This window comes from Corynebacterium pseudopelargi (assembly GCF_003814005.1).
In the GTDB taxonomy this organism is placed as follows: domain Bacteria; phylum Actinomycetota; class Actinomycetes; order Mycobacteriales; family Mycobacteriaceae; genus Corynebacterium; species Corynebacterium pseudopelargi.
Genome location: NZ_CP033898.1, coordinates 1,696,395 through 1,714,186, shown reverse-complemented (window position 1 = coordinate 1,714,186; position 17,792 = coordinate 1,696,395). Strand labels below are relative to the sequence as shown.

At 58.1% G+C, this 17,792-nt stretch carries 16 protein-coding genes; 7 read left to right on the top strand and 9 right to left on the bottom strand.

The features are described 5' to 3' along the window. Nucleotides 1-137: 137 nt before the first annotated feature. Nucleotides 138-1,796 carry a DNA repair helicase XPB gene (locus CPPEL_RS08010; protein ID WP_123960622.1) on the bottom strand — a complete coding sequence of 553 codons (1,659 nt, stop codon included), beginning with the start codon at nucleotides 1,794-1,796 and terminating at the stop codon, nucleotides 138-140. A gap of 44 nt (nucleotides 1,797-1,840) precedes the next feature. Next, nucleotides 1,841-4,108, bottom strand: a complete 2,268-nt coding sequence (locus CPPEL_RS08005; protein ID WP_164470400.1) for a helicase-associated domain-containing protein — start codon at nucleotides 4,106-4,108, stop codon at nucleotides 1,841-1,843. Between the two features lie 66 nt (nucleotides 4,109-4,174). On the opposite strand from CPPEL_RS08005, the gene CPPEL_RS08000 reads away from it, so the two are divergent. Then, nucleotides 4,175-4,363, top strand: coding sequence for a hypothetical protein (locus CPPEL_RS08000; protein WP_123960620.1), 189 nt, complete (start codon nucleotides 4,175-4,177; stop codon nucleotides 4,361-4,363). A gap of 103 nt (nucleotides 4,364-4,466) precedes the next feature. Here CPPEL_RS08000 and CPPEL_RS07995 read toward each other — a convergent pair whose 3' ends face one another. Further along, nucleotides 4,467-5,060 carry a resuscitation-promoting factor Rpf1 domain-containing protein gene (locus CPPEL_RS07995; RefSeq protein WP_123960619.1) on the bottom strand — a complete coding sequence of 198 codons (594 nt, stop codon included), beginning with the start codon at nucleotides 5,058-5,060 and terminating at the stop codon, nucleotides 4,467-4,469. 480 nt (nucleotides 5,061-5,540) lie between these two features. On the opposite strand from CPPEL_RS07995, the gene CPPEL_RS07990 reads away from it, so the two are divergent. Then, nucleotides 5,541-5,930, top strand: coding sequence for a cold-shock protein (locus CPPEL_RS07990; protein ID WP_123960618.1), 390 nt, complete (start codon nucleotides 5,541-5,543; stop codon nucleotides 5,928-5,930). Here CPPEL_RS07990 and CPPEL_RS07985 read toward each other — a convergent pair. Both CPPEL_RS07985 and CPPEL_RS07980 read right to left on the bottom strand, forming a co-directional pair. Further along, the gene (locus CPPEL_RS07985) at nucleotides 5,927-6,442 is read right to left on the bottom strand and encodes a DUF2771 domain-containing protein (protein WP_123960617.1); all 516 of its coding nucleotides are present in this window, start codon (nucleotides 6,440-6,442) and stop codon (nucleotides 5,927-5,929) included. The two genes, CPPEL_RS07990 and CPPEL_RS07985, sit on opposite strands and share 4 nt — an antisense overlap. A 21-nt stretch (nucleotides 6,443-6,463) precedes the next feature. Further along, nucleotides 6,464-7,264, bottom strand: a complete 801-nt coding sequence (locus tag CPPEL_RS07980; RefSeq protein ID WP_123960616.1) for a glutaminyl-peptide cyclotransferase — start codon at nucleotides 7,262-7,264, stop codon at nucleotides 6,464-6,466. Between the two features lie 26 nt (nucleotides 7,265-7,290). Between CPPEL_RS07980 and CPPEL_RS07975 the strand changes: the two genes are divergently transcribed. The 3 genes from CPPEL_RS07975 to CPPEL_RS07965 all read left to right on the top strand — a co-directional run bounded on the left by CPPEL_RS07975 (nucleotide 7,291) and on the right by CPPEL_RS07965 (nucleotide 10,557). Next, a complete protein-coding gene (locus tag CPPEL_RS07975) occupies nucleotides 7,291-8,001 on the top strand; it encodes a DUF3027 domain-containing protein (RefSeq protein WP_425453780.1) in 711 nt (236 codons plus the stop codon). A gap of 207 nt (nucleotides 8,002-8,208) precedes the next feature. After that, a complete protein-coding gene (locus CPPEL_RS07970) occupies nucleotides 8,209-9,663 on the top strand; it encodes an NCS2 family permease (RefSeq protein ID WP_123960614.1) in 1,455 nt (484 codons plus the stop codon). Between the two features lie 24 nt (nucleotides 9,664-9,687). Then, complete coding sequence (locus CPPEL_RS07965) at nucleotides 9,688-10,557, top strand: TrmH family RNA methyltransferase (protein WP_123960613.1); 870 nt, start codon at nucleotides 9,688-9,690, stop codon at nucleotides 10,555-10,557. Here the strand turns inward: CPPEL_RS07965 and CPPEL_RS07960 are convergent. From CPPEL_RS07960 to serC, 3 genes are all read right to left on the bottom strand, one after another. Next, the gene (locus CPPEL_RS07960; protein WP_123960612.1) at nucleotides 10,523-11,380 is read right to left on the bottom strand and encodes a DUF6928 family protein; all 858 of its coding nucleotides are present in this window, start codon (nucleotides 11,378-11,380) and stop codon (nucleotides 10,523-10,525) included. The genes CPPEL_RS07965 and CPPEL_RS07960 overlap by 35 nt on opposite strands. A 6-nt stretch (nucleotides 11,381-11,386) precedes the next feature. Beyond that, nucleotides 11,387-12,259, bottom strand: a complete 873-nt coding sequence (gene sepH, locus CPPEL_RS07955) for a septation protein SepH (protein ID WP_123960611.1) — start codon at nucleotides 12,257-12,259, stop codon at nucleotides 11,387-11,389. 129 nt (nucleotides 12,260-12,388) lie between these two features. Further along, entirely contained in the window at nucleotides 12,389-13,510 is a 1,122-nt protein-coding gene (gene serC, locus CPPEL_RS07950) for a phosphoserine transaminase (protein ID WP_123960610.1), read from the bottom strand. Between the two features lie 470 nt (nucleotides 13,511-13,980). On the opposite strand from serC, the gene CPPEL_RS07945 reads away from it, so the two are divergent. Both CPPEL_RS07945 and fkpA read left to right on the top strand, forming a co-directional pair. Next, nucleotides 13,981-15,270, top strand: a complete 1,290-nt coding sequence (locus CPPEL_RS07945; RefSeq protein WP_164470399.1) for a citrate synthase — start codon at nucleotides 13,981-13,983, stop codon at nucleotides 15,268-15,270. A gap of 286 nt (nucleotides 15,271-15,556) precedes the next feature. Beyond that, on the top strand, nucleotides 15,557-15,916 hold the full coding sequence (fkpA, locus tag CPPEL_RS07940; RefSeq protein WP_123960609.1) for an FKBP-type peptidyl-prolyl cis-trans isomerase FkpA: 360 nt from the start codon (nucleotides 15,557-15,559) through the stop codon (nucleotides 15,914-15,916). Between the two features lie 211 nt (nucleotides 15,917-16,127). Here the strand turns inward: fkpA and CPPEL_RS07935 are convergent, their stop codons facing one another. After that, a complete protein-coding gene (locus CPPEL_RS07935; RefSeq protein WP_123960608.1) occupies nucleotides 16,128-17,615 on the bottom strand; it encodes a carboxyl transferase domain-containing protein in 1,488 nt (495 codons plus the stop codon). Nucleotides 17,616-17,792 lie beyond the last annotated feature (177 nt).

Here is a 17,792-nt window from a genome sequence, read left to right as displayed (position 1 = left end):
CCGCGTCTGGCTTTCAGGTAGGCCGGGACTTGGTGTGGGCTCGGTGTGGGCTTGGCTTGAGCTTGTCGACGCCCCACGGCCCCCACACCCCTGCCCGTACTGGGCTAACAGGGGATGGGGTTGGATGCGGCGAGTTTTTAGCGCTGCTCGCGCAGATCGTCGGCATCCACAATGTGATAGGCATAGCCTTGTTCGGCTAAGAAACGCTGCCGATGCGCTGCATATTCGGCATCGAGGCTGTCGCGGCTGACGATGGTATAAAAATGCGCCTCATTGCCCTGAGTTTTCGGACGAAGCAAACGGCCAAGCCGCTGGGCTTCTTCTTGGCGCGAACCAAAGGTGCCAGATACCTGGATGGCCACGGCTGCTTCAGGTAAATCAATGGAGAAGTTAGCCACCTTGCTTACCACCAGGGTGCGCAGCTCACCATCGCGGAAGCGTTGAAAGAGCTCCTCGCGCTTCTTGGTGCTGGTTTTGCCCTCAATGACGGGTACTTGCAGGTGCTGTGCAATTTCTTCTAATTGATCAATAAAGGCACCAATGATCAAGGTGGGTTCACCTTCGTGGCGTTGTAATAACGCATCGATGGCCTTCATTTTCGACCCGGCGCAAGCAGCGATGCGGTAGCGATCCTTTGGCTCTGCTGTGGCATAGAGCATCCGCTCCGATTCGCTCATCGAGGTGCGAACCTCCACGCACTCGGCGGTAGCGATATAGCCCTGCATCTCTAGATCTTTCCAGGGGGCGTCATAGCGCTTTGGGCCAATGAGCGAAAAGACGTCGCCTTCTCTGCCGTCTTCGCGCACCAAGGTTGCTGTGAGCCCGAGGCGCCGGCGCGACTGTAAATCGGAGGTCATGCGGAATACCGGCGCGGGTAGGAGGTGCACCTCGTCGTAGATGATCAGGCCCCAGTCGCGGGAATCGAAAAGTTCAAGCGCGCGGTATTCGCCTTGAGTTTTGCGCGTTACCACCTGGTAGGTGGCGATGGTCACGGGGCGAATCTCCTTCTTTTCGCCTGAGTATTCGCCAATCTCTTCTTCGCTCAGCGTGGTTCTGCGCAACAACTCATCTCGCCACTGGCGCCCAGCCACGGTATTGGTTACCAGAATTAAGGTGGTGGCTTGAGCTTTGGCCATTGCTGCAGCACCCACCATGGTTTTGCCTGCACCGCAGGGCAGTACCACCACACCGGAGCCGCCTTCCCAAAACGACTCCGCTGCCAATTGTTGGTAGTCGCGCAACGCCCACTGTTCCTCGGCGGTGGAAAGCGCGATGGGGTGCGCTTCGCCGTCGACATAGCCGGCGAGGTCTTCGGCCGGCCAGTGCACCTTGAGCAAGGCCTGCTTGAGCCTGCCGCGTTCGGAGGGAAATACGGCGATACTGTGCTGATCAATTTGTGTGCCCAGCATGTCTTTGACCTGCTTATGGCGGCGCAATTCGGCCAGGATCGCAGGTTCTTGGCTTTCGAGCACCAAGCCGTGGGCGGGGTGCTGGATCAGGCGCACGCGTCCGTAGCGCGCCATGGTTTCGGCTACGTCGATGAGCAGCGCCTGCGGTACTGGAAAGCGTGAGTAGCGCTCTAGGACGTCGACAAGCTGCTCTGCATCGTGGCCGGCCGCCCTGGCATTCCACAAGGCCAAGGGCGTGATCCGGTAGGTGTGTACGTGTTCTGGTGCGCGTTCGAGCTCAGCAAAAGGCGCAAGGGCTGCTCGGGCAGCGCCTGCTTGCTCATGATCGATTTCGAGCAAGACCGTTTTATCGGATTGCACAATGAGGGGACCAGAGCCAAAGGCCATGTTCTTCGCTCCTTGAGAGGCCGGAAAGAATCAGACGCTCCAGTCTAGCCTTGAATCTGCCCGACTTCTGTAATGCGATGCAGCGGGAAGTGCTCCACCTTGTCCGTTGCCGCTTCCACCGCGCTCAATTTGCCTGCAGAAACATCCACCGGTGCCACAAGTATTCTTTGCACCCGCCCGGTGTTATCCACGAATCCAAGCATCACCTGCTGGTTGGCGCGTACTGCTGCGCGAAGCAGCCCGAGGGTTTCTTTGGCACTCGATGGGGTGGTGGTGGATGCATGTTCTGCTGCTCGGTTGAGCGCATCGCCTGCCTCAATCGCTTTCAGTGCCGCCTCAATGCTGGGCTGGGTACTGCTTGCCTGGGGTGCAGGGGCAAGGGGGATGCGGCTTGGTGCAGGGCGCAGATCCAAGGCCACTCCTTGATCGTCCTCGGCCACCGGCATGAGCCCTGCTGCCCGGAGCTGCTCAATGACCTGCACCAGGGGTACTTGAGCAATAGCAACGCTAGGAGCTATTCGACGCAAGCCGAGGCGGTGGGAGCTATCTGCCCGTATCGCCTCTTGCAAGAGGGCTTCATCATCGCTTCGGATATAACTTAAGGCCGCCCCACCTCGGATACTGCCGTGCTTTCGGGCTGCATCATCGACCAAAAAACCCACGGCCTGGGGGAGTTCACCGAGGGTGTGCCGGTGGAAGAACTCCTTGATCTCTGCTGCGGTGCGTCCTGCATCTAAAGCCCGTCTGATGCTGGCGTCGTTTAAGCGATACACGCTGGCCAGCCCAGGAGATTCCACCTGCGCAAGCAGTTTTAATTCCGCTTCGATCTTCGGGCTTAAAGGCCCTGGCACCAGCACCGTCATATCGCCTTGAGGGATGAAGTACTCCACGGGATCCGGGGTTGCGGCCTCGCATGCCGGCAGCACAGAATCCTGCTGGATCAATGCCACCAGTTGCGCCGTGGGTGCGAGATCTGGGCCTAGGGCACCAATCCACATGGCGTTGCGCAGCTGTGCTTCGATTTCCTCGGTGCTGATGTTGAGCGCCAAGATGGGGTGGGCAAATGCCAAAGCCTGTTCGATGCGCTTGGTGCTGCCACCGTTGGCCGCTGCCGCTTCAAGCAGCGCTTGTCGACGCTGCGGCAAGTCCCGGAGGATGGTATCGGCACTGAAGATCTTGTGTGCTTGGCCTTTGGCATCCGGGGTGCCGATCAACCACAACGCCCAATTGGCCTGCAGCCACCAAGACTCGAGAAGGTGTGCCCATTGCTTCGCCATGGGCTGCGTCATCCATGCATCGGCTTGCGAGGTGGGGGCGAGATAATCGCCACCTGTATCGCTTGCCGGAAGCGGCTGGGGCTCGCCGCGGGCAATCAGGCGAGCTGCCACTGCCACGCTGAGCAACTGTGCCAGCACCTCTTGATCAATCTCGAGGGCCGTACATAGCTGCTGGGTGGTTCTTTGGGCAAGCGCACCGCTTTTGACCAGCACACCTGGGTGCTGGCCGAGGTATTCGATCACAGTGCGCATGAGCCTTACTATCTCAAGGCCAGCGCCGGTGGCGGCATCATTGGCCGCCAGATCCTGCGGATACACCGGCGGCCAGTTGTCTGGGGGCAACAGCGTGGGTGCAGCCGGGGTGAGCCCGCGTAGCGCGGCGCGCACCATCGCGGGCAGGCGCACGGTGTGTTCATTAATGCGCAGCAGCAGCCCTTTGGCGATGAGCTGCGGAATTGGGCGTTGTGGATCAGCGTCAATGGCTGCATCTCTGGTGGTTCCGGTGCCGCCGCCGTGATTGAGCGTGTCGATGATGGCGCGCTGTTTTTGATCAAGGCCATCTAATTGGCTTTGGAGTTGCGAAGGCTCGAAGGCGATGGCGGGTTCTAAACCTGAAGGCAGTGCGCTCATCACACCGCGGGGAATCATCATCCCTTCAGAAAAATTCATGCACAGCCCCAACTGGGCAAGGTGTTCCTGGGATTGTTCCACGAGGGTTGCTACCCGCTGTGTGGTGATTTCTGGGGCTTCGCGCTGGAGGATGGGCAGGAGGCTTTGCACCAAATCGGGGGCAACAATTGGGCTGAATTCTGCCCCCTGTGATGCGGCGACGTGGAGCAGTGCGATGTCGAAGGCGTGGGCTTGTAGCACTGCTCGGCGCAAGGAAGCGGGCAATAAGAGCCGTTCTGCAAGCGACGTAATCCCCGGTGGGGGCGGGGCGAGGGCATCTGGGCGTGCGCCTAGCAAGGCAGCGAGGGCCTGTTGATCCAAAGATCGAAGCCAATCAACAAAGCTTCGGGTATGAGAGTGCGCCATGATGTAGACAAGTTTAACGCCCAAAGGAGGTGACTTTTTCTCCCGTGATTTGGAAGAATAGGGCACATGGCAAACATGGAGAAAAAGGGATACGTTGATCCGGGCTGGCCTAAGCACGTCCCCGGTGATGGACATGCAGTAACCGAAATGGTGGCAAAGGTTGCCGGGGCGGAAACGCCTTTTGGTGATATTGAGCTGCCCGTGCCGCCGGAACAGGTCGGCTACGTTCACCCCTATACGCGCATTAACCGCTAAGAGGCGGCGCCTCTGTTCCCAGAGGCATTCATCCGTGCTCTACACAAGATAAGGGAGCCACCGGTATCGGTGGCTCCCTTTCTTAAGGCTGTGTGCGATCTTGTTAGATCTTGAATGCCAGCACGGAGTCGATCAACGCAGCGTTGGCGTTGTAGAAGGCCTCAACGTTGCCGCGCAGTGCGTGGTAGGAGGCATCGAGCTCTGCAGGAACCGGCAGGCCGAGGGCACGAAGCTGGCTCTTGACCTGGTTGTAGAGGGCATCTGCAGGCGCGAAGATGGAAGCCTCTGCTGCAGCTACCGCAGGAGCGGGAGCAGCAGGTGCGGTGCGCTGGGAAGGTGCGGAGTTCAGGCCGAGGGAAGCCGAGCAAGCAGGCCATGCGCCCCAGCCCTGGTTAGCCAACACGCGCTCTGCCACAACGATCTGCTGTTCGCGGGTTGCCAGATCAGCGCGGGGAGCGAATTCCTGGCCACCGTGGCCAACCCAGGTGCCGTGGGAGAACTGCAGACCACCGTAGTAGCCATTGCCGGTGTTGATGTTCCAGTCGCCACCGGACTCGCACTGTGCCAAGCGATCCCAGTCGGAATCGGGGGCTGCAGAAGCGTTAGGAGCAAGCATTGCTGCTGCGGCGCCGACGGCTACGGTAGAGGTAGCGATCTTGGTCAGGGTGCGGTTGTTCTTGCGGGCGTGACGTGCCATGTGGGGAATTTTCCTCTCGTCGTCATAGCCCTTGATTGGGGCTACATAGTTTAGGCGAGCACGATTGCTCGTTTCACTGTGTGAACGTTGCTTTCGTTCTGCAGGTGCCTCATCATGCCAAGGGCATATCCCAAGGTGCAAACCGACATCGGTGATGCCTAGCTCCCTGCAGGCTTGAGAACACACTAGCGCTTTATAACGAAAGTGTCACGTTTTGGCTTCGATAATGTTGCGAATGTGGGCAATGTGAACAAAAAGGTTCACTGAGGTGGGTTAAAAGGTATGGAATCGCTCACAGCGCTGGCTGCCGCGGGAAGGAAGCGGGCACCAGAAAGTGTTATATATGTACGACTACAATCCAAAGCCATTCGAGTGTTCAACGCCTATAAACCACGGGCATCGCAGTCTCAAGGCGCACATGCTATGGCATGGAAAACACCATGAAAACGATCAAGACGAAGATGATGAGGAGGATTCCCAATGCCTATTGGAACCATCCGATGGTACGACCCTGAGCGCGGCTTTGGATTTGCCAGCAACCCAGGCGAAGAAGACGTATTTATTAGCCAAAGCGTGCTGCCAAAGGGCGTAGAAAGCTTGCACAAAGGCCAACGCGTTGAATTCGATTTTGCCGCTGGCCGGCGCGGCCCGCAGGCGCTGCGGTTAAAGGTGCTCGAGCAGCCCAAGCGCGAGACCCGCACGCGCCACAAGCGCAAGCCCGAAGAGCTCAATAGCCTCGTGGCTGATCTGGTGACCACCCTGGAACAGCGCGTGATGCCACCGCTGGCTGCCGGGCGTTATCCAGAGCGCGCAGAAGGCCGACAGATTGCCAAGATCCTTCGCGCACTTGCTAAAGACCTTGATGCTTAATCGTTGATCTTCGCGCGCACCGACCAGGTCACGCGGTAGGGCGTTTCATTGCCCTCATCGTCGTGGCCGATCATAATTGAGGTCACCTCGCACACGACGAGCTTGCTTTCATATTCCTCCACCATTGCCGGGGCCGATGCCTCGGTTGCTTCATGAGGACCGAAAGCCTGCTCGTCGTTTGCTTTAGGGTCGTCGTAGATCTTCAGCAGCGTCCAATCGTGATCGGCGACATCCTCCGGCACCGTGACCTTAAGGCTGTCATCCTTGCCAAGGCTGATCTCCGGCACCTCTGCTTCCTCGCAGGGCACGCCCGGTTCGCAGATGCTAAAGGGGAACACTTCTAAGCTTTGGCCAGCAGCGCTTACAGTGATGCTGACTTCTTCTGGTTCTCGCTGCTTTCTATCACCCCACCATTGCTGGAACACAAGGGTTGCCACCAAGACAATCACCACGGCAATAGCAAGGAAGCCGATCTGTTTAGCATTCTTCATGCGTGTGCGAGAACTGACCATAAGCCTGCATCTTATCTGCCCTTAGTGAAATCTCACGCGATAGATATCCGGCCAACGCTTACCAGTGATCCAAAATTCATCACTGCCGGGGATATTCGCAATTCCATTGAGCACATGATCGGGGTTTGAAACAGCCCGGTTGGGCACAGAGGAGGCGTCGATAAGCCCACGAAGCTCGGCAGAATCATCATCCAGACTGATCTTGAGCACATTGGTGCTTAAAAACACATTGGCATATACCTCACGGCCATCATCGCCTTGGACGCAGGCAAGCTCATTGATCTTGGAATCAGCACTCGAAAGCCCCTGTACCTCTAAGCGGGTTCGTTCTTCGAAGCTATGGGGATCAAGCAGGCGCAATGTGCTCGTGCCATCGGACATCACCAGCACATCATCAAAAGAGCACAAACCCCAGCCCTCGCCTTCATACTGCACTCGGCGGCGCTGCTCCAAGGTGGTGGCATCGCGCTCGATGGCCTCGCCAGCACGCCAAGTGAGCTGCCAGACCGTGTTGCCAAATTGCGTGCTGCCCTCACCAAAAAGCTCCGGTTCAAGCTGCTGTTCATGCAGGCGATTGCCTTGATCATCGCGATAAAAAATGCTGCTTTGGCCGTACATGCCACTGGAGACAAGCAAACCATGATCAGTGACCTCAATGCCTTGGGTGAACACACTTGGATCAAAGGGGCGAGTTTCTAAAATCTCCACCTGCATCGCCTCGGGTTGTTGCTGCTCAGCACTCTGGCAGCCGCCAAGAAGAAGCCCAAGGCTTGTGCAAAGGGCTATAGCGTAAGGGGTGAAGAGGCGATGGTTGCTGGGCATGGCAACGATCATAGAGCCAGTGCGGCATGGATAATGGCACTGTGGCTAGCAGACGTAACAAGCAAAGAAGGTCCTCCGGGCCACTGCTCGACGCCAAGGCCGTAGCTGCCGCGCGTGAAGCACTCGAAGCGCTCGACGAAGGAGAAGTAGGCGAGCACATCGGAGTCAAAGGCGTAAGCAAGTATGCAGCCACCCACCGCTTTCGAGCCGAGGTAGAAGGCTATAGCGGCTGGGAGTGGAATGCTGTGGTGGCCTGGGCGCCAGGCAACACAGCGGTGACCATCAACGAAGTGGCCCTGGTTCAAGGCGGAGACGCACTCAAAGCACCAGCGTGGGTGCCTTATCACGAGCGCGTTCGCCCAGGAGATCTCGGGCCAAAAGACGTGCTGCCCCCACGCGCAGATGATCCACGCCTAGAAGGCGAAGCCCCACGCCACTTGAGTGGCTACGGCCTCAAAGAAGCACAAGAACGACTCGAATCAGGCGATTTTGGCCCCAGCTCACCCTTTGCGCGCCATGCCCAATTCCACTGCAAAACCTGCGCCTTTTTCCTCCCGGTAGCCAATAAGGCCTTCGCCGGTGGTGCGTGCGTGAATGAATACTCAGCAGATGGCCACGTGGTGGCAGAAGACTTTGGCTGTGGCGCGCACTCCGATACACCGCCCGCCGAGCCTTTGAGCACCAACGACAACAAAGCCTTCGACGACGAACGCCCCGAGCGCTTCCAGGTGCGATAGCAATACGCTTGCTCGCGATCGCTCGGCGGTGCTTCTGCGGTGCTTCTGCGATGCTTCTGCGGTGCGGCCTTGCTTCTTTTAAAGGCCTCGGTGGGGCAGGGGGCGTGCCCCCGGCAGCCTTAGCAAGTTTGGAACTGTATCCAAGAAAGTGGGAATATCGTTCCGGCAGGTGCGCTGTCAATACCCTCATCATGTTCGGAGAACAGCATGGAAGCTTCAGGCTCTTCTACAACGCAGCAGTCTGCGTTGGATCGATATTTCAAAATCTCTGAACGCGGCTCCACCATCGGCACTGAAATCCGTGCAGGTGTAGTCACGTTCTTTGCCATGGCGTACATCATCATCCTGAACCCACTGATCCTGGGTACCGGTGAAGACGTCAATGGAAAAGTCCTCGGCATCCCCCAAGTTGCCGCCGCAACGGCACTGGCCGCAGGTGTGATGACCATTGCCTTCGGTTTAATTGCCCGCTATCCCTTCGGCATCGCCGCAGGCCTTGGCATTAACACCCTCGTTGCCGTGACCATGGTCTCTTCTGAAGGTTTGACCTGGGAAGAAGCAATGGGCTTGGTGGTCCTCGACGGTATCGTCATCGTGATCCTGGCCGTCTCTGGTTTCCGCACCGCGGTCTTTGCCGCCATCCCACCGTCAATGATCGCCGCGATGAGCGTGGGCATTGGTATGTTCATTGCCTTAATCGGCTTAGTTGATGCAGGCTTCGTGCGCCGCATCCCCGATGCCGCCCACACCACCGTGCCAGTAAGCCTGGGCACCGGCGGATCCATCGCCTCGTGGCCAACCTTCGTGTTCGTGCTCGGTCTGATCATCTGCGGTTTCATGGTCATCCGCAATGTGCGCGGCGGCCTGTTTATCGGCATCGTGCTCACCACCATCATCGCCATGGTGGTAGAGGCCATCACTGGTGCCGGTTCTTCTGCCGATGATCCGGTAGGCGGCTGGAACCTCGCAGTACCGACCTTCCCCGATGGCTTCGGCGGCATCCCGGACCTTTCCATCGTTGGCGATGTCTCCATCTTTGGTGCCTTTAGCCACGTCGGCGCCTTGGCAGCGACCTTGTTGCTCTTTACCTTGGTGTTGGCCAACTTCTTCGATGCCATGGGCACCATGACGGCACTGGGTAAGCAGGCTGAGCTTGTCGACGCCCAAGGCGTGCTGCCCGATATGAAAAAGGCCCTGATCGTCGAAGGTACTGGCGCCATTATTGGCGGTGGCGCTTCGGCTTCCTCCAATACCGTCTACGTGGATTCCGCGGCAGGTATTGCCGATGGTGCAAGGACCGGCCTGGCCAATGTGGTCACCGGCTTACTCTTCTTGCTGGCAATGTTCCTCACCCCCTTGTACGAGGTGGTACCGATCGAGGCTGCCGCACCAGTGCTCGTGATCGTTGGTGCGTTGATGATCGGCCAGGTTCGAGACATCGACTTCAACCAATTCCACATCGCCCTGCCGGCCTTCCTAACCATCGTGGTAATGCCCTTTACCTACTCCATTGCCAATGGCATTGGTGTTGGCTTCATCGCCTTTACCTTGATGGCACTGTTTGCTGGAAAGGCAAAAGAAATCCACTGGATTATGTGGCTGATCTCAGCCCTGTTCGTGGTCTACTTCGCCATGGATCCCATCCTCGCTGCGGTGGGTTAACCATAAGGCAGTAGCATAAAGCCCATGCTTGAGCACCTCACCAACCCAGACGATCCCCGCCTAGATGATTTCCGCGATCTGAATCATTCAGACCAGCGCCCAGATCTTCCAGGCGGCAAGGGATTGGTGATCGCCGAAGGCCCCTTGGTGGTAGGCAGGCTGCTTGCATCGCGCTTCCCGGTGAGAAAGCTCATCGGATTTCCCTCCAAGCTGGAATCCTTCCTGGCCGAACCGGGCATCAGTGAGCTGGTCCAAGACGTAGAAATCTATAGTCTCGATCGCCCCACCCTGGCAAAGGTCGCAGGTTTTGATATGCACCGCGGGCTGCTGGCTGCAGCAGACCGCGTAGAGGAGATGAGCATCGAGCAGGCGATTCAGGGTGCTACAACCATCGCGGTGCTTGAAGGGGTGGGGGATCATGAAAATATTGGCTCGATGTTTCGCAACGCCGCAGGCATGGGTGTTGATGCCGTGCTCTTTGGCAATGGATGCGCCGATCCGCTGTACCGCAGGGTAGTGCGAGTATCAATGGGCCACGTGCTGCGCACCCCCTTTGCCAGCTTTGGTGGCAAAAGGGCCACCTGGCACAAAGAATTGGATCAACTCCGCGAAGCCGGCTTCAGGCTCGTATCGCTAACCCCAGACGCCAACGCCGCCCACTTAGCAGATGCCCTAGTCGATGCATCGGGCAAGCCCTTTGAAAAGGTGGCTCTTTTAGTTGGGGCAGAAGGCCCAGGTTTAAGCGAAAAGACGATGCGAGCCACCGATATCCGCGCGAGAATCCCTATGGCTGAGGGCACCGATTCTTTAAACCTGGCCACCGCTGCGGCCATTGCCTTTTATGAACGCGACCGCAGCCTTAAGGTCGATCAACGTGGCGCACACGCTCTTTGATGTTCTGCCACGTCTTTGACACTGCACTCGAAGCGCTGTGAAGCCATCCCCGAGCCTTTGAGGTGCCCTGGGCGAGGTACTCATCGAGTTCTCGCTCCGGCTCCTCGTGTTCTTCATAATCGTCATAATCGCGACGCTGTTCGCCCAAACCAAGCTTTGCCGACGCCGCCTGCGCCACCTGCCCGATCGTGGCTTTAGGAGTTGCCACCTTAGGTTCTGGGCGCCCATCAATGGCATAGGCCACCACGTTGATGTCATTGGCGTTTGCTGGATCAAAGCCGAGCCAGGCGCGCTGTGCTGCTTCTACCAATTCCAAGGGCACGAAGGGCAGGGCAATACCGCCGATCGGCTCTGCAGTCTCTCCTGCCCAATAGGGTTGCTCAAAAGGTTCTGGAAGGCCGATATCTTCAAACACTCGCTCGCGCATCGCCGCGAAGGAACGCTTCAGCGCACCACCTTTCCAATGCGCAAAACCACCAAGGCCAGTGCGCTGCTCGCTTAAAAATGCATACACCTCGGCGGCGGGAATGGCCTGGCGCAATTGTTCAGGGATGGCAGAAGGCGCGGCGGTATCAAGGCAGGTTTGGACGATGCTCAAGCCGGGGAATCCGGCGATATAGAACTCGTCTTTTGAGGCCTGTGCGGAACGGTTGAGCGCAAATTGCCCAATTGGCGTGATCGGCCACAAGGGGTTGAGTTGTGCCAGCAATTTGCGGCCGAATCCGCGGTCGGCCTTGGGCTGCAATTGAATCACTGCGGCTGGATCCGCGGTGGTGAGATACCACAGCGTGACAACCGTTTGGTGCTCCGAGGTTTCAGCCATGAGTGCTTATGACCTCGGGCGTTTGGTGTTGGTGCGCACCCCAAGCAGCACGTCTTCCCAGCTTGGCGTTACAGCTTTTCGACGCTTCCGCGGCTGTGGTTCAGGATGCTGCAAGAGCTCACCTTCGACGGTGGTTTCCTCTTCTTGCTCAACTTCTTCTACTTCGGGCTGCTGTTGTACGGCACTTAAATTGCGTACAGGTTGCGCGAAGTTGGGGTCGATCAAATCGGCGGCCACGGCGTTGCGCGCCACGGTAGTTTTGGCGCCGGCGCCGTGCAATACAAAGTTCCATTCGGCACTTTGCTCGCTCAAACCCGATTGCCACGTCACCTTGATCACCCACTGATTCGCGCTATCGCGGTAGGCATCCCAGGTGGCATCTTGTAGCTCCATGCCGCGGGCGGCGAAGGCGGTGGCCAGGATTTCCCACAATGTAAGTTGTGCCGGGCCATCATCGCGCACGGGATTGGATTGCTTGGCCATATTGGCAATGCGGGAACGCTCCAGCAAAACCGGGTGTGCAAAAGGCTCGATGCGCGATTCGGTCACGCCATTTTCTTGTGCAAGCTCTGCAATGGTGCCACCGCGACGAAGGCGCTCTTGAATCTCACGCGGGCGCATCTTCAGCGGGTTAGTCAGGCGCGGGTCAACCTCTTTTTGCTGGCGTGAAGGCTTCTCTGTTGCTTCTGCCTCCACCTGCGCCTGCTCGGGCTGTTCATCTTCGTTGTGCTCTGGCTCAGGGCTTTCAGGTTGAGCAACGTTGAGCGCATTGCGCAGCGAATCATCGACAGCCAAGAAGAACTGTTCTTGATTGTCGCTGGCCTCAAACACCAGCGAAGAATGAGTTGATTCCTCGGGGATCAGGCGAAGTTCGCGCATATTCGCACTCCGTTTCTTCGATTGCATCAACGCCGCGCGCAATTGATGTCTTCCACCATAACGCATGCACCCCGCGCGAAAGGAGAATAAAACTCCTCATATTCGCGCGGGGTGTGCGATCGAGCCGGTTTAAGCCATGTGCTCGATGGTGTAGTCGATGGCCTTGGTCAAGGTGACAATATCCTCGGTATCAATGGCCGGGAACATACCAATGCGAAGCTGGTTGCGGCCAAGCTTGCGGTAAGGCTCAACATCCAAGATGCCATTGGCGCGCAGCGCCTTGGCAAGGGCGGCAGCATCGATGGAATCATCAAAATCGATGGTGCCCACCACCAGCGAGCGCTTGGCGGGATCGCTGACAAAGCAGGAGGCGTGCTCGTGCGCCTCGGCCCAGTCGTACAAGGCCTTGGCATTCGCAGAGGTGCGAGCCACCATCGCGTCGAGGCCGCCGGCTTCATTCATCCACTGCACCTGGTTATCCAGCATGAGCAAGGTGCCCACGGCCGGGGTGTTGTAGGTCTGGTTCTTGCGGGAATTCTCCACAGCAGTTTGGAGATTTAAAAAGGCCGGGATGAAGCGATCCGAGGCATTGATCTTGGCAATGCGCTCAATGGCAGCCGGGCTCATTGCAGCCAACCACAGGCCACCATCAGAGGCGAAGCACTTCTGAGGAGAGAAGTAGTACACATCGGCCTGGCTCATATCCACTGGCAAGCCGCCGGCACCGGAGGTGGCGTCGATGGCGATCAGGGAACCATCGCTGCCCTCGGGGCGAACAACTTCCACCATGGCACCGGTGGAGGTTTCATTGTGAGCCCACGCCAGCACATCGCAGCCTTCCATGGCCTGCGGTGCGGGTGCATCGCCTGGTTCCGCGCTAATCACGGTTGGCTCTTGCAACCAAGGGGCCTTCTTCGAGGCCTGGGCGAACTTCGAGGAGAACTCACCAAAGGCAAGGTGACCGGATTGCTGCTCGATCAGGCCGAAGGTTGCGGCATCCCAAAAGGCGGTGGCGCCACCGAGGGAGAGGACGATTTCATAGCCCTCGGGCAGGGAGAACAAAGAGGCCAAGCCCTCGCGAACAGAACCAACAACGTCTTTCACAGCAGGCTGGCGGTGAGAGGTGCCAATGATGTCGATGCCGTGATCGACAACGGCCTGGAGCTGCTCCGGGCGAACCTTAGAAGGGCCGCAGCCGAAACGAGCATCCGAAGGGATGAGATCTTTGGGCAACGATGGAAATTCGCTCATGTTCTTTCCTGGTTAGCAAGCAGTGGGCGGTGTCGGGTGATTGCTTGAAGCAATCCAGACCTGCTGATCGTACCGCGCACTACCTCAAACAGGGGTGGGAATGAAGGTCGGGGAGTGGTGCTGCGTGCGTGAGCTGAAGCACGACAGGGGGCGTCGACAAGCGAAATGCTACGGCGAAAAAGTTTGCATAGCCCCCGGCTGAGGCGTGGCCGGAAGGCAGGTTGGGGGTAAAACACTGCGAGTTCATTCCGAATTTTCTTGCAATGTAGGGTGTATCACAAACTTTGCTAGACTAGGCTGTGATCCATGGCAGTACGAGCTGCCCATTGGAAGAAAAACAACATGAACACCATCGTTCGAAAGTGCGATCTTGAGCAACCCCAAGATTGCGCGCGGACCCGAAGAAACGTTGGCCCAGGCGCAAATGCGATGCAGACTTGATCGCCGGGGGCCACAAGGAAAGGGAAGTTGTGGCTACTGACAACAACAAGGCCGTTCTCCACTACCCCGGTGGCGAGTATGAGATGAACCTCATCGAAGCTTCTGAGGGCAATAACGGCATTGTCCTCGACAAGCTTTTGAGCGAAACTGGTCTGGTCACCTTCGACCCCGGTTATGTCTCCACCGGCTCCTGCGAATCCAAGATCACCTACATCGATGGCGATGCGGGCATCCTGCGCCACCGCGGATACGACATTGCCGACCTGGCCGAAAACGCCACCTTCAACGAGGTTTCCTACCTCCTGATCAAGGGTCACCTGCCCACCGTTGAAGAGCTGCGTAACTTCAACGACGAGATCCGCCACCACACCCTGCTGGATGAGGACTTCAAGGCGCAGTTCAACATCTTCCCGCGCAACTCCCACCCGATGGCAGTGCTGGCTTCCTCGCTGAACATTCTGTCTACCTACTACCAGGATCAGCTCAACCCCCTCGACGAGGAGCAACTGGACAAGGCCACCGTTCGCCTGCTGGCGAAGGTGCCGATGCTGGCGGCCTACGCATACCGCGCATCCAAGGGCCAGCCCTACATGTACCCGGATAACTCGCTGAATGCTCGCGAGAACTTCCTGCGCATGATGTTCGGCTACCCCACCGAGCCCTACGAGGTAGACCCGGTAGTGGCAAAGGCCCTGGATAAGCTGCTCATCCTGCACGCAGACCACGAGCAGAACTGCTCCACCTCCACCGTGCGCATGATTGGTTCTGCACAGGCCAACATGTTCGTGGCAATCGCCGGTGGCATCAACGCCCTGTCCGGCCCGCTGCACGGTGGCGCAAACCAGGCCGTGCTGGAGATGCTTGAAGAAATCAAGCAAAACGGCGGCGACGCCACCGACTTCATGAACCGCGTGAAGAACAAGGAAAAGGGCGTACGCCTGATGGGCTTCGGCCACCGCGTGTACAAGAACTACGACCCGCGTGCGGCCATCGTGAAGGAAACCGCACACGAGATCCTTGAGCACCTCGGCGGCGACGATCTGCTGGATCTGGCCATGAAGCTCGAAGAGATTGCACTCAACGACGATTACTTCGTCTCCCGCAAGCTCTACCCGAACGTGGACTTCTACACCGGCCTGATCTACCGCGCCATGGGCTTCCCCACGGACTTCTTCACCGTGCTCTTTGCCATTGGTCGCCTGCCCGGCTGGATCGCTCAGTACCGCGAGCAGCTTTCCACCACCACCAAGATCAACCGCCCGCGCCAGGTGTACACCGGCGAGGCACTGCGCAAGGTCACCCCGCGCGAAGAGCGCTAAAAAGATCGCTGATGCGATAAGCGCAACACCAACACAATGCCCACGAGCCAAAAGGCCGTGGGCATTGTTTTATGCCAAGAATGAAGCGTGAGGTGTCAAAGCTTGAAAACGCGAGAAGATACAGGATTTTGATAAGAACCTGTGCATAGTCTGCCCGCTCTGACCTGCACATTGCAGCGAAGTGCCAGGTGGCTGGGTAAGATAGTGCGAAATGTCTTGCTGAAGCCTTGAGAAAGGCTTAGGCAGACAAACGACAGACCCCTACCTAGGAGACTGAAAAATGTCCATGGAAAAGCCCCAGATCGAGGTACCTGAAGGTCCTGCACCTGAAGACATCGTGATCGTCGACCTTGTGGAAGGCGATGGCGCCGAAGCACAACCCGGCGGTTTCGTCGAGGTGCACTATGTTGGTGTGGACTTCGAAACTGGTCAAGAGTTTGACTCTTCCTGGGATCGCGGTCAAAGCATCGAATTCCCACTGTCCGGCCTCATCGCTGGTTGGCAAGAGGGCATCCCCGGCATGAAGGTTGGCGGCCGCCGTCAGCTGACCATCCCGCCGGAGGCAGCCTACGGCCCCGAAGGCGGCGGACACCCGCTGTCTGGTCGCACCCTGGTCTTTGTTATCGACTTGCTCGATACCAAGTAAAAACGACCACACCTCGTACAACGTCGACGTAGCTTTTACGTCGGCGTTGTTTTTATGTTTCCGGGGTGCGGGGCTTGCCGCTGTGTGCCTGCGGCCGGGGTAGGCGGGGCTTGCTGTGCGGGGCTTGCCGCTGTGTGCCCGCAGCCGGGATCGGCGGGGTTTGCTGTGAGGGGGCGTGTCCTTACCACGCCCCCTCACAGCAACAAGCAGCTTAGCTCAGCCGATCGGCCAGCTTTTCGTAGTGGCGCATCCTTTGTTCGCGCCCAACACGCTGGGGAGCGGTGTGGAGATCCCACAGCGCTTTGTGAATATGCGCCAAGACTGCCTCGATCAGGCCATCGTGTTCGGGCACAATCCTGTCAATGACTCCTGCGGCTAACAGTTGTGCTGCCTGCACGCCCTGTTCTTCCATCATCTGGGGCGCGTGCTCGGTATCGCGATAGATAATCGCAGATGCGCCCTCTGGTGGCAGGGGGCTAAGCCAGCCGTGCTCGGCGGCTAATACGATATCGGCTGGCAGCATGGCCAGGGCGCCACCGCCGCAGCCTTGACCCAAGATGACAGAGACAGTGGGCACATCGACTGACACCAGCTCGCTCAGCGTGCGCGCAATGGAACCTGCCATGCCTCCTGTTTCTGCCTCGGCGCTTAATTCTGCACCGGGAGTATCTACTACGGAGATCAGGGGGATTTTAAGCTCATGGGCCAATTGGATGCCTCGGCGGGCAACACGTAGCGCGGCATTGCCCATTTCTTCCTGCGCAATCGGTGGCTGCTGGTGGCGATCTTGGCCGATGATCACCACGGGCTGATCAAACATGCGCGCCAAGACAATGCGGATTGCCTGTGAGGTTCTTCCATCGCCGGAGCCGGAAAGCTCAATAAAGTTGTCCTCGCCGAGTGCATTGAGCAAATCTCCAAGACCGGGGCGATCATCCTCCCGGGTAGCGGTAATCGACTCCCATGCGCTTGGAGGTGTCGGGCCGGGAGCAGGTGCGGCTGGTGGTTCCTCTTCAGCACGAGGCGATGGTGCTTGAAGGATCCGCATGAGCTTGGACACGGACGCTGCTAATTGCTCGGGTGGGATCACACCATCGATGACTCCGCTTGCTGCAAGATGTTCTCCTGATTGGATGTGGCTTTCGATGGTTCTGCCGGTGGTCAATTCCACTACGCGTGGGCCTAGGAATCCAAGCAGTGCATCGGGCTCGGCATAGGTGATATGCCCCGCTGAACCCCACGACGCCATCACGCCACCGGTGGTGGGGTTGCGCAAGTACACCATGAAGGGCAGATGGGCGTCTTTATGGCGATATACCGCGGTGGTAATAGAGACCATGAGTGCAAATGCTGGTGTGCCTTCTTGCATGCGGGTGCCACCTGAAGAAGGCGAGATGAGCAGCGGAAGGCGTTGATCGGTGGCTTTGTGGATGGCGTCGATAATCCTTCGCGCCGTTGCTGCACCAATAGATCCGCCAAGGAACCCAAATTCGCTGAGTACCACGGCCACGGCTTGGCCATTGATGGTGCCTTCGCCGGTAATGACCGATTCATCTACCCCCGATTTTTCCCTTGCGCGAGCCAAGCTGGCGCGATAATCCTCGGAGATATCGTGGTATTCCGGAGGGCTATCCCAGGATTGATAGGAGCCGGGGTCGAGGACATCATCGATGAGTTCTTGAGCTGAGGTGCGGGTCATACGCTCATGCTATCCAGGGGATAGAGCCCTTGGAGCGCCTTTGGCGCTATCTACTGGCCCAGTTACCCCCACGCGTGTTGAACCACCTGCTTTTGTATGGTCGCCGGCGCTATTGCAGGTGCCCCCGAACCGGGCGTTGGCCTAAAATTTGCCAATCCCTAGCGGGGGTGGGGTCAA

Bases quoted from the DNA above. Each gene is read 5' to 3' on its own strand.
- CPPEL_RS07970 (WP_123960614.1), top strand. From the start codon at position 8,209: ATGGAAGCTTCAGGCTCTTCTACAACGCAGCAGTCTGCGTTGGATCGA.
- CPPEL_RS07980 (WP_123960616.1), bottom strand. From the start codon at position 7,264: ATGCCCAGCAACCATCGCCTCTTCACCCCTTACGCTATAGCCCTTTGC.
- CPPEL_RS07990 (WP_123960618.1), top strand. From the start codon at position 5,541: ATGCCTATTGGAACCATCCGATGGTACGACCCTGAGCGCGGCTTTGGA.
- CPPEL_RS07960 (WP_123960612.1), bottom strand. From the start codon at position 11,380: ATGGCTGAAACCTCGGAGCACCAAACGGTTGTCACGCTGTGGTATCTC.
- CPPEL_RS07975 (WP_425453780.1), top strand. From the start codon at position 7,291: ATGGATAATGGCACTGTGGCTAGCAGACGTAACAAGCAAAGAAGGTCC.
- fkpA (WP_123960609.1), top strand. From the start codon at position 15,557: ATGGAAAAGCCCCAGATCGAGGTACCTGAAGGTCCTGCACCTGAAGAC.
- CPPEL_RS07985 (WP_123960617.1), bottom strand. From the start codon at position 6,442: ATGGTCAGTTCTCGCACACGCATGAAGAATGCTAAACAGATCGGCTTC.
- sepH (WP_123960611.1), bottom strand. From the start codon at position 12,259: ATGCGCGAACTTCGCCTGATCCCCGAGGAATCAACTCATTCTTCGCTG.
- CPPEL_RS08010 (WP_123960622.1), bottom strand. From the start codon at position 1,796: ATGGCCTTTGGCTCTGGTCCCCTCATTGTGCAATCCGATAAAACGGTC.
- CPPEL_RS08000 (WP_123960620.1), top strand. From the start codon at position 4,175: ATGGCAAACATGGAGAAAAAGGGATACGTTGATCCGGGCTGGCCTAAG.
- CPPEL_RS08005 (WP_164470400.1), bottom strand. From the start codon at position 4,108: ATGGCGCACTCTCATACCCGAAGCTTTGTTGATTGGCTTCGATCTTTG.
- serC (WP_123960610.1), bottom strand. From the start codon at position 13,510: ATGAGCGAATTTCCATCGTTGCCCAAAGATCTCATCCCTTCGGATGCT.
- CPPEL_RS07995 (WP_123960619.1), bottom strand. From the start codon at position 5,060: ATGGCACGTCACGCCCGCAAGAACAACCGCACCCTGACCAAGATCGCT.
- CPPEL_RS07935 (WP_123960608.1), bottom strand. From the start codon at position 17,615: ATGACCCGCACCTCAGCTCAAGAACTCATCGATGATGTCCTCGACCCC.
- CPPEL_RS07965 (WP_123960613.1), top strand. From the start codon at position 9,688: ATGCTTGAGCACCTCACCAACCCAGACGATCCCCGCCTAGATGATTTC.